11 protein-coding genes are annotated in these 15,428 nt (G+C 32.6%); 8 read left to right on the top strand and 3 right to left on the bottom strand.

What is annotated here, in order from left to right; genetic code table 11:
- Nucleotides 1–125 precede the first annotated feature (125 nt).
- Nucleotides 126–812: a tetratricopeptide repeat protein gene (locus H3T54_RS01365; protein ID WP_110447595.1), complete on the top strand. Its 687-nt coding sequence runs from the start codon at nt 126–128 to the stop codon at nt 810–812.
- Nucleotides 813–958: 146 nt separating this feature from the next.
- On the opposite strand, the gene H3T54_RS01360 is transcribed toward H3T54_RS01365, so the two are convergent.
- Nucleotides 959–2,338 (bottom strand): MATE family efflux transporter, encoded by a 1,380-nt coding sequence (locus tag H3T54_RS01360; protein WP_198220501.1) that lies wholly within the window; start codon nt 2,336–2,338, stop codon nt 959–961.
- A gap of 183 nt (nt 2,339–2,521) precedes the next feature.
- Between H3T54_RS01360 and yejK the strand changes: the two genes are divergently transcribed.
- From yejK to H3T54_RS01340, 4 genes are all read left to right on the top strand, one after another.
- Nucleotides 2,522–3,529: a nucleoid-associated protein YejK gene (gene yejK / locus H3T54_RS01355; RefSeq protein ID WP_065613239.1), complete on the top strand. Its 1,008-nt coding sequence runs from the start codon at nt 2,522–2,524 to the stop codon at nt 3,527–3,529.
- 13 nt (nt 3,530–3,542) lie between these two features.
- Complete coding sequence (gene nfo, locus H3T54_RS01350; RefSeq protein ID WP_198220499.1) at nt 3,543–4,388, top strand: deoxyribonuclease IV; 846 nt, start codon at nt 3,543–3,545, stop codon at nt 4,386–4,388.
- A 964-nt stretch (nt 4,389–5,352) separates the two neighbouring features.
- A complete protein-coding gene (locus H3T54_RS01345) occupies nt 5,353–9,090 on the top strand; it encodes a DUF4132 domain-containing protein (protein WP_198220497.1) in 3,738 nt (1,245 codons plus the stop codon).
- The gene (locus H3T54_RS01340; protein ID WP_198220495.1) at nt 9,084–9,392 is read left to right on the top strand and encodes a hypothetical protein; all 309 of its coding nucleotides are present in this window, start codon (nt 9,084–9,086) and stop codon (nt 9,390–9,392) included. The genes H3T54_RS01345 and H3T54_RS01340 overlap by 7 nt, the downstream gene beginning before the upstream one ends.
- A 937-nt stretch (nt 9,393–10,329) precedes the next feature.
- On the opposite strand, the gene yccS is transcribed toward H3T54_RS01340, so the two are convergent.
- Nucleotides 10,330–12,474 (bottom strand): YccS family putative transporter, encoded by a 2,145-nt coding sequence (yccS, locus tag H3T54_RS01335; RefSeq protein WP_370527327.1) that lies wholly within the window; start codon nt 12,472–12,474, stop codon nt 10,330–10,332.
- A 290-nt stretch (nt 12,475–12,764) separates the two neighbouring features.
- On the opposite strand from yccS, the gene H3T54_RS01330 reads away from it, so the two are divergent.
- From H3T54_RS01330 to hisM, 3 genes are read left to right on the top strand one after another with little or no spacing between them, the layout of a single operon-like run.
- A complete protein-coding gene (locus H3T54_RS01330) occupies nt 12,765–13,553 on the top strand; it encodes a lysine/arginine/ornithine ABC transporter substrate-binding protein (protein WP_198220491.1) in 789 nt (262 codons plus the stop codon).
- Nucleotides 13,554–13,556: 3 nt separating this feature from the next.
- The gene (locus H3T54_RS01325; protein WP_110447604.1) at nt 13,557–14,240 is read left to right on the top strand and encodes an ABC transporter permease; all 684 of its coding nucleotides are present in this window, start codon (nt 13,557–13,559) and stop codon (nt 14,238–14,240) included.
- Nucleotides 14,241–14,252: 12 nt separating this feature from the next.
- A complete protein-coding gene (gene hisM, locus H3T54_RS01320; protein WP_198220489.1) occupies nt 14,253–14,975 on the top strand; it encodes a histidine ABC transporter permease HisM in 723 nt (240 codons plus the stop codon).
- Between the two features lie 48 nt (nt 14,976–15,023).
- Here the strand turns inward: hisM and H3T54_RS01315 are convergent, their stop codons facing one another.
- Entirely contained in the window at nt 15,024–15,398 is a 375-nt protein-coding gene (locus H3T54_RS01315; protein ID WP_110447606.1) for a hypothetical protein, read from the bottom strand.
- Between the last annotated feature and the right edge of the window lie 30 nt (nt 15,399–15,428).

Genomic DNA, 15,428 nt, shown 5'->3' with positions numbered 1-15,428 from the left:
CTATTTTAAACCTCTAAAATCTATTTTTTCTTCTACTTGAAAATCAATTAAATATTGCTAATATAATGATATTATTTTTGTTGTAAATATATAAAAATATTAAAGGATGAAAAGGAATAACTAATATGAAAAAAATGCTTACAAGTGGTTTATTAATTTTATTTTTTGCATGTTCGGTTAATGCAGCTAAATATGATAATGTACCATATGATGAAGTGCTAAAAATTGCCACCGAGCAAAATGATCCAGTTGCACTAAATGAGTTAGGCTATAGATACCTCAATGGGGTAGATGGTGTTGAAAAAGACTATGTTAAAGCGAGAGAATGGTTTGATAAAGCTATTGCACTAGGCAATGGAAGAGCCGAATCCAATGTAGGTACTATGTATGATAAGGGTAATGGCGTTGAACAAGACTATGCTAAAGCGAAAGAGTGGTATGAAAAAGGTGTGGCAAAAAATGATATGTATGCGCAATTAAATTTAGGTGGCATGTATAAAGAAGGACGAGGAGTTGAAAAAGATCTATTAAAAGCAAAAGAACTACTTGAAAAATCAGCAGAACAAGGTTTGTCTTATGCTCAATCTTTTTTAGGTGATATGTATTTTTTTGGTCAAGGTATTAAAAAAGATGCAATTAAAGCTCGATACTGGTATGAAAAAGCAGCTGAACAAGGTATACCTGAAGCTCAGTTTAATTTAGCTGTCATGTATGAAAATGGTATGGCTGGCTTAAAAAAAGATCACAATAAAGCGATGGATTTATTTGAAAAAGCTTGTGAAGGCGGTGTGGAGCATCCAATTTGTCAATAATTGTTGGTTAATTAGAATTTAGTTTTAGTGAGAATTAACTAAACTACAGTTAAATTCAAATGAAAAAGGCGGACCAAGTCCGCCTTTTTCATTTTTTAGAGTTATAAAATCAATCTTCATCAACTAATTGCTTAATATAAACCTGCTTAAGCTAATCGATGTCTTCTTTTTATCGATTTAAAATACCAATATAACGCAGCATAAGCGATACCCGTTGATAAAAGGTCTGCAGTTGGTGATGCTGCCCAAACGCCATCTAAATCGAAGAATAATGGTAGAATATAAAGTGTTGGTAGTAAAATTAGAAGTTGTCTTGAAAGGCTTAACAAAATAGAGATCTTTGCCATCCCGATACATTGGAAAAAACTAGTTGTTACCATCTGAAAACCGACTAATGCAAATGAAAACGTAGTATAACGTAATGCAATAGCCGATATCGCCACTAAATCGACATCAGAACTAAACGCTCTAACCAGCACCTCAGGAATAAAGCAACCAAATATAAAGCCAACACTGGTGATAACTGTGGCAATTTTAACTGCATAGATAAACGTTTCTTTCACCCGAACATAATTTTTAGAGCCGTAATTATAACCAATAATCGGTTGCATACCTTGATTTACGCCGATGACAATCATGATAATCAGTGTAATTAATCGGTTAGCATTAGAATAACCGGCGATCGCATCATCACTTGAAACAAGTGAAATCGGGGCATAACGGGTTAACTGCCAGTTTATAAAAACAACTACCACTGAGGCGGCAACTTGCATAGCAAATGGTGACATGCCAATCGACAAAATCGACTTAATGTAAGTAAAATCGAGCCTAAAGTTACGACGATATAGCTTTATATTACTGTTTTTGCTAATAAAGTGCTGCATCACAAATAAAAAGCTTATGAACATTGCGAGAGTGGTAGCAAAAGCTGCTCCTCTCATTCCCCAACCTAAAGCAATAATAAAAATTGGTGCAAGAATAATATTCGCAATCACACTAATAAACATAGTCACCATGGCTTTAAACGGATAGCCACTGGCGCGCATCATATTGTTGTAATTAAATGTTAATGTGATAAATATACTGCCCGGTAAAAACACCTCTAAAAACTCACGAGCATAAATATGGTTGGTTGGGCTTGAACCAATAAAGTGTAAAACAGGATCGATAAAATAGAGTAGTAAGGCTAAAGTGATACCACTAAGTACGGCAGTTAACATAAAAGAAGTTCCTGCTACTTTTTCTGCTTTATCGATTTCTCCTCTGCCTAAAAAGATAGATATTCGGCTGGCAGAACCAATACCTACTAGCATGCCAATACCCGCAGCAAGATTCATAACTGGTAAAATAATACCAGCGCCACTTAGTGCTTCACGACCAATCCAATGGCCAATAAAAATTCCATCAATAATGTTATACAGCGTATTCACTGTTGTGCCGATAATAGATGGAAGCGCATATTGCCAAAACAATAAGCTGATTTTTTTATGTTTAAAATCATCATAAATATCGTGTGAGTTTGTCATTTTGATTCACATTGATAAAAGGTTAAAAGTTATAAAGAAGTTTTAGAACAAGGATACGTAAAGTATAAAATTGACTACAACAATGTTACTTAGTTTAGCAGAGTTATAAATTGATGATAGCACTTTTTTAGTGCTTTGTTAAAATATACCCCATTAAATTATCCGATCCAAATAGGAATCTCCATGAGCGTACAAATTGAGAATATAGTTCTACATAAATTAATTAGAAAAAGTGATACTGAAATTGAACTACAACTTCGTGACTCACTCCTCGGTAATGAACAAGCTGTTGCTAACTTGATTGAAGATATTAATAGAATTTACAACAATAAAAGCAAAGCATATGGTTTATTTAATAGTGAAAGTCTTTTTGAACAATCACTTAAAGAGTTACGTTTAGGTAATCAAAATTTTCTTAATTTTAGTCAAGAATCAACCAAACAGTTGCGTAATGAATTAGCCAAATATCCATTTGCAGAAGGTGGTACTGTTATTTTTTGCCACTATCGATACCTTGCTGTTGAATATCTAATTATTGCTGTATTAAATAGTTGCTTAAGCATGTTAGTTAATGAGGAGCTTAATATCTCTGAAACTCAGTATCTAGATATCGATCATGCTGATATTATTGCCCGTATTGATATTACTGAATGGCAAACCGCACCAGAATCAAAACGTTATTTAACTTTCTTAAAAGGCCGAGTCGGGCGAAAAGTATCTGATTTTTTCATGGATTACTTAGGTGCTAGTGAAGGATTAGATGCAAAAGCGCAAAATAAAACTCTTGTTAAAGCGGTAGATGATTACTGTCAAGAGATGCAATTTGACAAACAAGATAAAACCAATGCTCGTGAAAATGTCTATAACTATTGTCAAGCTCAATTACAAGCAGGAGAAGAGATAGAGCTGAAAAATCTTGCTAATGAATTACCAACAAGTGACGAAAATAACTTTATGGAATTTGTAAAAAATAGCGAATATGATTTAGAAGATACATTCCCTGCTGATCGTAGTGCCTTACGTCAATTAAAAAAATTCTCCGGTAGTGGTGGTGGATTAACCCTAAGTTTTAACTCCGATCTATTAGGTGAGCGTATAAAATGGGACCCACAAACTGATTCACTCGTTATTAAGGGCGTCCCACCTAATTTACGTGATCAACTTCAACGCAATAGTGGCTCAAACGAATAATTAGGGGAAAAATATGAAATACATTGGTGCACATGTGAGTGCAGCTGGTGGTGTGGATAATGCGCCAATAAATGCTTATCAAATTGGCGCAACAGCCTTCGCTCTATTTACTAAAAATCAACGACAATGGCATGCAAAACCGCTTGAAACTGCAGTGATTGATAGTTTCAAAAAACGTTGTGAACGATATGGATTCACCAATAAACAAATTCTACCTCATGATAGTTATCTAATTAATTTAGGTAGCCCTGATAGTGAACAACTTGAAAAATCACGTACCGCGTTTCTGGACGAAATGCAACGTTGTGAACAGTTAGGCCTAACTTTGCTAAACTTTCATCCAGGTAGTCATTTACAAAAAATTTCGGTTGATGAATGTTTAGCGCGGATTGCCGAATCGATAAATATCACGCTAGATAAAACCAAAAGTGTCGTCGCTGTGATAGAAAACACAGCAGGACAAGGATCTAACCTAGGCTATAAATTTGAACATCTTGCGCAAATTATCGATAAAGTAGAAGACAAAAGCCGTGTAGGTGTCTGTATTGATACCTGTCATGCCTTTGCTGCTGGTTATGACTTACGCAGCGAAAAAGCCTGCAAAGAAACTTTTGATGAATTTGAAAAAATTGTTGGTTATAAATATTTACGTGGTATGCATTTAAATGACGCCAAAAGTGAACTCGCCAGCCATGTTGACCGTCATGACAGCTTAGGTAAAGGTACCATTGGTGAAATCGCATTTAAATTTATTATGCAAGACTCGCGAATTGATGAAATACCACTTATTCTTGAAACGATTAACCCAGATATTTGGGCACAAGAAATAGCATGGTTAAAAGAACAAGAAAACAGATAACTAACTAGTTTATATATTACAACCTAGTTTTAGCTTAATACAGTCATGTTGGTTTGAACTAATATTATTAAATATGCTGATAGACTTTTTGACTAGCGATAACTAAATGGATATCGGTATTAATAGTACATTAAATAATCTTCAAACAAAAAGAATGTTTTGCTAAAACTAGGTGCTTTGAACAAACATTTGTAATGAAAACCATAGAAGTTAAACCAATAAAAATAGTTTTCCATTTATCTATATAATAAATTACTCACTATTATCAAGCTAGCAATAAATTCAGCGAAATTAATTGTGATACTTATCTGATTACAGCTGTAGCTTTATTTTTACTTTCTAATTATTAAAACTCATTCGATAATCAAATCTACCTTCAATTTTTAGCTTACAAATCATATTTGGTCATGAAAATATGATGGATTTTCTACGTTACTAATAATGAATTATTTTAAATTATATATTGGTCAACTAATTCTAAATAAGATAAAATAAATCAAAATGATAAATTTCTTGCTAGTTTATGTTGAACACTAATTAGCATAAATTAAAGATAATATTGTTTGATGCGATATCACTATCATATAGGTAATTTTTTACCAACTAAAAAGATTGATTTTATCTTCTGATAAAGATATGGCTAATCAGGTAATTGGTGGTTAATTGTTCTCATTATTAAGTAATTAGAAAAGCGAATTTGATAATCATTATTTTTATAAGATGACAAAATTTTGCCAGAGGTCATCGGACAAGGAGAAAGGCTGAAAAATAGATTAACAAAACAACAAAGATTTTTGACTAAACATAACTAGCTTATTGATGATGAAGGAATGAATTATATTGATAATATTTATAATGATTTAAATGGCAAAATTGAATCGGAACAATTAGCGAATAAATATAATGCACAATACTGTTGCAAAGGTATGCCAAAGTTTTGATGTTTTATGTGAGAAAAAGGAATATGAAAAAAATAGAACAATTATCACCTGAACAATTAATTAAGACTATTTTTGAACCATTAAGCGTACAGGATCAAAGCTTACCATCCCGTATTAGCCAATATATTTTACAAGGTGATGAACTAGAGGTGTTGGGCGATTTTGATAAATTATGCCAAACTTCTAAAACAGCTTATAAAATCTATGAATATATGCGCAGGCCTTGCGAGCTTTATAGCGTTGCTACTTTTAGCAAAACTCATGAAGCAGAACAAGCTCGTCTTGAGTTTTATCGCCGTTGGACTGGAACTTTTTCGCCAGAACAAATAATTCGCTTTGCTCGCGTCTTTGCGACCTTATGTGACCATTTATCTTTCGTTAAAGTGTCTAGTGAGAAATTACCAACATGGTTCATCTATCTGTTATATGATGGACTGATTACCTCGTTACCAACTTATTGTGAAAACGAAGAAAAAATTGATCAACGTGAAAGTTGGACAATTCAGCAATTACATCAATTACTTGAAATTGAACAAATAGGTTTAGGCGAAAACTTACTGTTTGCAATCTTTGATCGGCAAAATATTAGCGTTCTATCTCATAGCCACTTCAAATACTTTTTTATGATAAATGGTTTATTGCCCTATATTCAGAAGCATATAACATTATTTAAGCAACTACCGACTCAAGGGTTAGCGATCTTAGGGCAAATAGATCAGTTAAAATATATTCAAAAGCATATGGAACTTCAATTGCCTTTGGCTGATTTTATTACCATGCAGGCATTAAATACTAATAAGCAGATCAATCAATTAGCTACTGAAATTCTGTTTAGCTTACCAAGTGATATTATTCAAATTCAGTTACAATCTTTTTTAACATCTGGTTCAGTTAAGCAACGTAGTAATGCGGCTGTCTTACTAACTAGAATTGTTGCTGATCCTATAATTTTAAAACAAGCATTGGCAGACGAAACCAATAAAACGGTAATTACTGCGATTGAAAGTGCTTTAACACGATTGGAAAGTGCCAATACGGTTAAACGACAATCTGATTTAGTTATTCCTGGTTTTGAACCTCTTATTGACACGCCATTGTCAATAAGTGCTCGTGATTTGTTACAGCAAAATTTTCAAGAATTTTTGATCGAGTGTGAAAAGGATGCACAAAAAGAGATTGAAAATAATCAAAAAAATGGTTTGCCGTGGGTTCATTTGCAAGAACGTTATCAATTATTGAAAAAAACTACCAGCAAAGATTTAGATAATATCTTTGAATATTTGAATGGTAAAATAGAACATTCAATATTAGTAAAAAAAATCAAAAAAAATATCGATTTTCGATTTTTGTTGAGAAAAAAAAGATTACAAAATTTACCTGAGTTTACTTTATTTCACTTACTTCGTGCGACTATATTAGTTGAAGGTCCTACTAATATGAATAGTGAATATTGTTTTCTAAATATGTATAGAAAATATGATGTAATAAGAAATTTTGATCTTCGACAAATCGCCGATATCTTTGAAAAGTTAAACTACTATAAAGGTATTCAATCCATTAAACATATTCAACATATTATCGCAATACCATTTTTAACCAGTGATATTTTTCATGATGTTTATGAAACTGAACCATACAAATTATGGGCTTTTTTTGCTGAGAATGAATTTTTATTGGACGAAGTATTAGGATTTGCTCGCCAACAAAAATACTGGTTCGACTCTTATGTTGATAGAATCAATGCGATAAAAATATTAACCCTTTTTCCAATTATTCCAGTTAAATATGTAACTTACCTATTTGAATTAGCTTTAGATGAACCTAAACAAATTCGTCACGCTGCACAGGATGTGCTAAGCGCAATCCCAAATATACATAATCAAGTTGAACAAGCTTTATCATCGGCTAAACAAGAAGTTCGTCTTGCTGCTGCTGAATGGTTAGCAGAACTAGGCAATAAAAATTCCATTGAAGCCTTAATTGTAGCTTTGAAAAAAGAGAAGCGTGAAATAGTGCAAGCAGCAATATTAATCGCATTGGAAAAAATGGATGAAGACATTAGTCGATATTTAACCGCGAAACAATTATTGACTGCAGCTCAAAAAGGTTTGAAAGGCAAAAAGTCAGCTGATTTTGATTGGTTTGATTTTAACTTAATACCCACTTTGACTTGGCAAAATAGTGATAAAGTTGATCCTCAAATTATTGAGTGGTGGATCTGTTTAGCATTTAAATTAAAAGATCCTAGTCATCCGCTATTCATCACTTATACTCAATTATTAAGTAAACAAAGCCAACAACAATTAGGCGAATTTATTTTACAAAGCTTTATCCAACAAGATACCTTAATGCCAACGATCGAGGAAGCAGAAGCGCAAGCGAGTTCATTAGCTGATAAACGTCTACAACAATATATGAGAGCTTATCAACGTTATCCAAAGTATTATCCTCATTATAATAATATTACTTATGAACAAGTTTTTGACGAAATTAAAAATGAAATACTGGCCAATTATCTAGGTTCAGCCATTAAAGCCAAAGGGATACTATCTTTAACAAGCGGTATTAAAGGGCAGGTTGCTGTATCATTAATAACCCGTTTTATGAGAGAGCATTCTCAACGGCGAGCTCAGATCGAAGCGATACTAGAACCTATGGCGTACAGTAACGATCCTTTTATCATTCAACTGTTATTATCATTAGCGCGTCGATATCGTACAGCTTCAATTCAAGACAAGGCCAGAAATTTAGTAGAACATATTGCTAAGCGTAGTGGTTGGAGTACTGATGAGCTAGCCGATCGTACCATATCGACCGCAGGTTTAGATGATAATGGCTTGTTAATTCTTGATTATGGTGAGCGTACTTTTATTGCTAGTTTGGATGATAAATTTAAGTGGCAATTAAAAAATGCTGAAGGAGAAAAGCTTAAAGCATTACCTGAAGCACGTAACAGAGAAAATCCTGAACTTGTCAAAGAGGCAAAAAAACAGTTCAACAACAGTAAAAAAGAGCTTAGCCAATTGCTGACTATGCAAAGTAGCCGTTTTTACGAAGCCATGTGTGCCCAGCGGCAATGGCGAGTGGAAGATTGGCAAAAATATTTACAGCATCATCCAGTTGTAGGTCGATTAATTCAAGGTTTAGTTTGGTTACAATTAGATAAAAGTGGCCATATCGTTAATAGTTTTAGACCAACGGAAAATAGTCGTTTAGTGACTAATCAAAACGATGAAATCTTCGTTGATCAAAATCACTTTATTACACTAGCCCATTCAGCATTAATGTCCAGTACGGATATTGTACAATGGCAAGTGCATTTTAAACATCACAAACTCAATCAGTTATTTGATCAGTTTAACCATCCATTACCTGACATCAGTAAAATTGACGACGGTATTATTAATGATCGGCTAGGTTGGTTAACAGATAGTTTCACTATACGAGGTATTTTAACTAAATTAGGTTATAGACATGGTGATATCGAAGATGGAGGCAGTTTTTATGGTTATTATAAATATTTTGCCAATTATAAACTTTATATCAATATTGACTTTAGTGGTAGTATGCTGCCAGAGGAAAATATTCCTGTCGTGCTTTATAATCTTTATTTCAGCAAAACACCAGGTTTTATCGAAAGTGCAATTGCACTAGATAATCTACCAAAAGTGTTATTAGCCGAAGGTTACGCTAATTATATGGCGGTAGCTGACGCATCGAATGGTTTTGATCCTAATTGGCAGGATAAATTAATATGGTAAAAAATAACCGAGACCTGATGGAACAGGTCATTCTTGATTGTTTTACTGGTTTACATGATTTAGAACCATCAATGCCTGAACGGAGTTGTCATTATATTTTATATGGCAAAGATCCCATGGTTCTTGATGATCTAAATAAATTAACAAAATCTAATACTTCTAATGAATATGATAAACAGGTTTATAGTTTACTAGGTTGTCCTAGTTTTGTTCTTCTTGCTTATTTTGATGACAGTAATAAACCACAGCAAAGAGCTCGAGGAAAATTTTATCAATTATGGACGAGTCAATATTTATCTTAAAACCGACGATGACATTACCAGCTCGGGACGATTGATTTTATCTAACGCTGATAAACAAAAAATAACCCAATTACAATACCAATGTGACACTCTTGGTTTAAATACTCTAAACCACACTTTAAACAAACTAACGCAAAACCCACCAATCAAAATTAAGCATATTCTACAAACTGCTTATCTTTGTCATTTCGTGAATGAAACCCACTATCAATTGCCAATTGTAATAACACAAAATGAGGAATAAACAAAAATCAACTAACGCCAACTAATAAAATAATTACAACCAAACAAAATAGCTTAGCTAATCATTTTGTTATTGAGTTTTTAATGAATAACATGGAAGGTAACTATCTAAAATCATTCACAAATACCATTATGGTGGTATAGACTTCTCAATATTTTTTACAAGATTTTTGGCTAATTTTTAAGTTAAAAATCATCTTGATTATCTGAATATTTTTATAAATAACTTTATGATGAAATAGACCCCTTAATATTTTTTGCCACTTATGGATTAATTTTGGAGTTAATAATTACATTAAACATTACTATTAGCTTTATTAAATAACGAAAAAGAAACGCATAAATATTAGCCATATTTTACGAGCGGATTGTCTTTGCTATTTGATCAATGAAATCCACTATCAATCGCCAATTGTAATAACAGAAAATGAGGAATAGACAAAAATCAACCAATGCTAACTAATAAAATAATTACAACTAAACAAAATAGTTTAGCTAATCATTTTGTTATTGATTTTTTAATTAATAATATAGAGGTAATTATTTAAAATTATTCATAAATACCATTATGATGGTATAGACTCCTCAATATTTTTTACAAGTTATCTAATTCAATCGTTATATTGAAAAAATTACCTTAATATAAGGTTGTTTATTTCATTGCAAAAGATAATAACCGTTTAAAACAATCCTATTAAGCAGTCTTATTATTCAATTCACAAATAAGAGAAATTATTTCAGGCAATATATCTAAGATTAAGGCTAATTGCTGCATAACCAGCAGATCATTATTACTTTGGTCATCATTGGTTGATAGTGATTCAATATAATCAGCAACCACTTTTTTCAATGGTTGATATTCAGAATCGATTTTTTGGTCACTTAGCATAGTAATTATATAAACCGATATATCATCAAAAATTTCCAAAGTATGCGGTGAAATACTTTTATCGCGATGCGCTCCCAAAGTGGATAGATAACTGATTAAAGTGTGATTAAGGGTCAATAATCTAAAACCTTGGTCAATCACATCTTGTTTAACATGTGGCTCTTTAGTCATTAAGCTGATTAAGGAGGATAAATCTGCATTACTATCATGAGCCGCGCGTCGTGCAACACGGTATTTGGGATCATTAGTTTTACCGGAGACATATTGACTACCTATTACTGCTAAATAGTGGCTATCTTCGTGACAGACTCGATCAACTAATTTAGGTAAATTTCTAAACTTCCAATCAGGCCAGATAAAACTTACAGCAAACCAAGCAATAAAACAGCCAATTAAGGTAGCTATAATGCGTGAAATAGCAACAGAGATACTGCTTTCACCGATTAAACTAAAACTGAAAAATACTAATAAGGTAATAAAGGCAGTGGCATAAGCATATTGTGAGTTTTTGAATAGGAAAAATAACCATCCAGTTATAATGATCAATACTAATTGCGCTTCAATACTAGGAAACAAGTAAGTTAAAGGAATACCGGCAATTATTCCTAAAATAGTACCAAAAACACGCAATTTTAAGCGATATTTCGTAGTTGAATAGTTTGGTTGGCAAACAAATAAGCTGGTTAAAATAATCCAATAACCATGTGAAAGGTTAGAAAAATAAATCACCATATATCCAACAAATAACACAATACTCATACGAATGGCATGTCGAAAGAGTGACGATTTGATGGTTAAGTTTTGCTTAATTTTGGCAAAAATATCATGAAAACGGGTGAGTTCTTCATCAATTAATTGGTTATCATCTTGGATTTTCGATAAATGTTGTTCTGTATCGATATGGGCTAATAATAAATCGATCGCTAGCAGATTTTGATATAAATTTTGTAATGATTTGATGAGTAATAAATTAGCCTTATTTTGTTGTTGATATTCATTTATTGCTTCTTCAAGATAGGCAAAGTAGCGAGCAAATAATGGATCATGTTGGTAAGTTTGATTTAACTTAATTGACAGAGCCAATTTAGCACAGGCTTTAGCTTGTAAATTTAAGATTCTCGCAAAGCGAAATAAAAGATCACTATGTTTAAAATGGTGGCTTAACGCTTTATAATCGCCATGTGATGAACTGGCTCGTTCATGAATATCTTGAGCGACAAAATAGTAACTAAGCATCTTTCTAATATAGCCTTGTCCACGAAAACCTTTTAGTCGATTAAATAATGAACGTTTAGCGTCATTGAATACATTAATAACCTGAGTATTACAGGTCGTTAGCTCAAGAGTTTGTCGCTTAAACCCATCTGTTTCATCAGGATCGAACATTGCTGCTTTTGCATCAAGATAAAAACTTAATTTTATAAAACAATTGGCTAAAGTTTGTTGTGTAGTGCGGATAGGTTGCACAATTGATTCAATTAGTGAAACAAGGTTATACCAAAGTGCACCTAACAATAAAAAACAAGGAAGAGTGTAATTATCAGCAAATAAATTATGTCCGAGCATGGTATAAGCTGCAATTAATAAGGAGCCAAAGGCAATAACACCATAACGTTGCCCCAATGAACCGAGCATAATAAATAGAAACGTTGAGCTAACTAAGCCAATAATAAACAATAGTGGATCATGGAATAGAAATTCGACCGAAAATGTCGCAATTGCAAAACAAATTAGTGTTAATAATATATTAATACAACGGCTTAATAAGCGTGTATCAATCTCTGTCAATCCTGCTGCAACTACTCCCAATGTGAGTGGGATCACTAAAGGTACTGAATCAAAGTACCATGGTACTAATGTAGATCCAGTCAAACTAACCAGCATACGAATACTAAACAGTAAATTACTGCTATAAAAAACTTTGCGTAAGGATAGGATAAATGAATGCACGTTGTTTAGTGTTTGAATTGAGTTGTCATAATAATAGTAAGGATACTATATTGTTATCTTTAGCGAAAGCAAATAAGTATGACGATAATAATTATTTAAATTAGTGGTTTACAGTTTTAGCTATCTATCTTATTTAAAATAGAATTAACTTTATATTATCTATTAAGTTAACTGGTTTTAATTATAATCACGGCATAAGCAAATCAGATAGGCTGATAATTTTTTTTTATTATAAATTAATTTAAGAAAACGTTATATTATGCCTTCAAAAATCATTATGGGATGAAAACATGAAAAACTTATTTAAAGTGATATCGGCGTTAGCATTGTTAAGTTGTGCCTGTCTGAGTGATGCTAAATTACCAGAATCAATCAAAATTGGTTCGGATACATCTTATGCTCCATTTGATTTTATAGATAAAAATGGTGAAATTACAGGTTTTAATATTGAAATTACCAAAGCACTTTGTGAAAAAGCTAATATTAAGTGTGAATTTCAATCGACTGATTTCGATGCATTAATTCCTTCTTTATTGTCACGTAAAATAGATATGATTTCATCATCATTAATGATGACTGAAAAACGCAAAAAACAAATTGCTTTTTCAGATGAAATTTTTCTTACCAATTCTCGATTAATTACTAAACAAGGTGCTAATTTATTACCAAATGTTGAGTCATTAAAAGGCAAAAGAGTAGGCGTTGAACAAGGTACTTCACAGGAACACTTTGTTAATGACAAATGGCGTCCAAATGGCGTTATCATTGTGCCATATCAAAATCAATTACAGGTATTCTCAGATTTAGTAGCAGGTCGTTTAGATGCCGCATTACAAGATGAGGTCACGGGAAGTTATGCATTTTTAAAACAACCACAAGGAAAAGATTTCGCTTTTGCCGGAGAAATTTTAAGCGATAAAGGTTATTTTGATGTTGGTGTCGGTTTAGGATTCCGTAAAAAAGATGATGAACTGCGTGAAGCTTTCAATAAAGCACTAGTTGAAATTTTAAATGACGGTACTTATCAAAAAATAAATGACAAATATTTTGACTTCAACGTCTATAGTAATAAAAAATAGTTCATGCAAGGTTATCGTTCTCTAATATTACAAGGTGCCTTGATCACTATTGAATTAGCGATTTTTTCGCTAATTCTTGCCATTATTATTGGCGTTATTTGTGCACTTGGTAAATTATCAAAAAGGTCAGTATTACGACTAGCTTGTCAGGCTTATACATCATTGATTCGCGGTGTGCCGGATTTGGTTTTAATGATGTTGATCTTTTTTGGCCTTCAATTTTTATTAAATAACATTACCGATTTTTTTGATGTAGATATGTTGGAAATTGATCCATTTGTGGCAGGTATTATTACGTTAGGTTTTATTTATGGTGCCTATTTTACTGAGACGTTTCGTGGTGCATTTCAAGCTGTTCCAAAAACATTAATTGACGCAGCAACTGCATTAGGTATGAATAAATGCCACACCTTTATATATGTCAGGTTCCCATTAATGATGCGTTTTGCTTTACCTGGCATTGCTAATAATTGGTTAGTGATTTTAAAAGCAACAGCATTAGTATCATTATTGGGATTGTTTGACCTTGTTAAAGCCACTAAAACAGCTGGTGAAGCAACATATCAACCGCTATTTTTTGCACTTATAGCTGGCGCTTTTTATCTATTTTTCACCTCTATTTCAAATATTATTCTATGGTGGCTTGAAAAGCATTATTCCACCGGTATCACTAAAGCTAAATTATAAACGAGCAATGTTATGTTAGAAATCCTTCAAGATTATTGGAAAGCTTTATTATGGTCAGATGGCTATCATATTACTGGATTAGCAATGACCTTGTGGATCTTGATTTTATCCGTATCTTTAGGAGGATTATTTGCATTAGTGTTAGCGGTAGGCCGTAATTCAAAACATTTTTTTATAAAATGGCCTATTTGGTTATTTACTTATATTTTTCGTGGAACACCATTATATGTACAGTTATTAATTATTTACACGGGTATATATACATTAAGTTTTGTTAATCAACATCAATCTTTAAATGACTTTTTCCAAAGTGGATTGAATTGTACTATTTTAACCTTTGCTTTAAATACTTGTGCTTATACTACAGAAGTGTTTGCGGGTGCTATTCGCAACGTTCCTAATGGTGAAATTGAAGCTGCTACGGCACTTGGTTTTAATCGTTGCCAATTATATCGATACATTATTTTACCCAGAGCCTTCCGAATTGCATTACCAGCTTATAGTAATGAAGTCATTTTTATGTTGCATTCGACAGCTTTAGCTTTTACGGTGACAGTTCAAGATTTGATGAAAATCGCACGTGATATCTATGCCGAAACTTATCAACCTTTCCATGCTTTTGGTATTGCGGCGGTGATCTATTTATGTGTAAGTTTTGTTTTGATTTTTGGTTTTAGACAACTTGAAAAACATTACTTGCTTTATATGAATATTAGTGGGTCAAAGACTTGTTAAAATAGTAACAGGCAATATTCAATATTGCCTGAAGATATATGAATAAAATTAATTAATTAAATTATCAGCAGGAATTCCATTATCATTGCTATCATGATCTTTTGAACCTGGTAATGCGCGAGTACGATCAATAGGTAAATAACTACCATTTGTTGTTTCGATTTGACATTCACTCCAAAAGATTGAATATTTCGTATTTGCATGCATACTTTCGCCACGGAAATAACAACGGGCTGCATTATATAAATCGCCCCGGCAAAGTATAGCAATTAATAACCAAACGCCAACAACGCTCCATGCAACCCATTTCAAATTATGCCATAAGAAAGACCAAAAACCTTTTTTACTGAAATGGCAATAAGCAAAAATTAATAGTATAACGCCAACAAATCCCAAAAATTCATACAACCAAAATAGCCACATATGGTTAACTCCTAAGCAACAGTACTTAGT

Source organism: Gilliamella sp. B14384G10 (assembly GCF_016101685.1).
In the GTDB taxonomy this organism is placed as follows: domain Bacteria; phylum Pseudomonadota; class Gammaproteobacteria; order Enterobacterales; family Orbaceae; genus Gilliamella; species Gilliamella apis_A.
The sequence above is the reverse complement of the archived record's forward strand: the minus strand, read 5'-3'. Positions and strand labels throughout refer to the sequence as shown.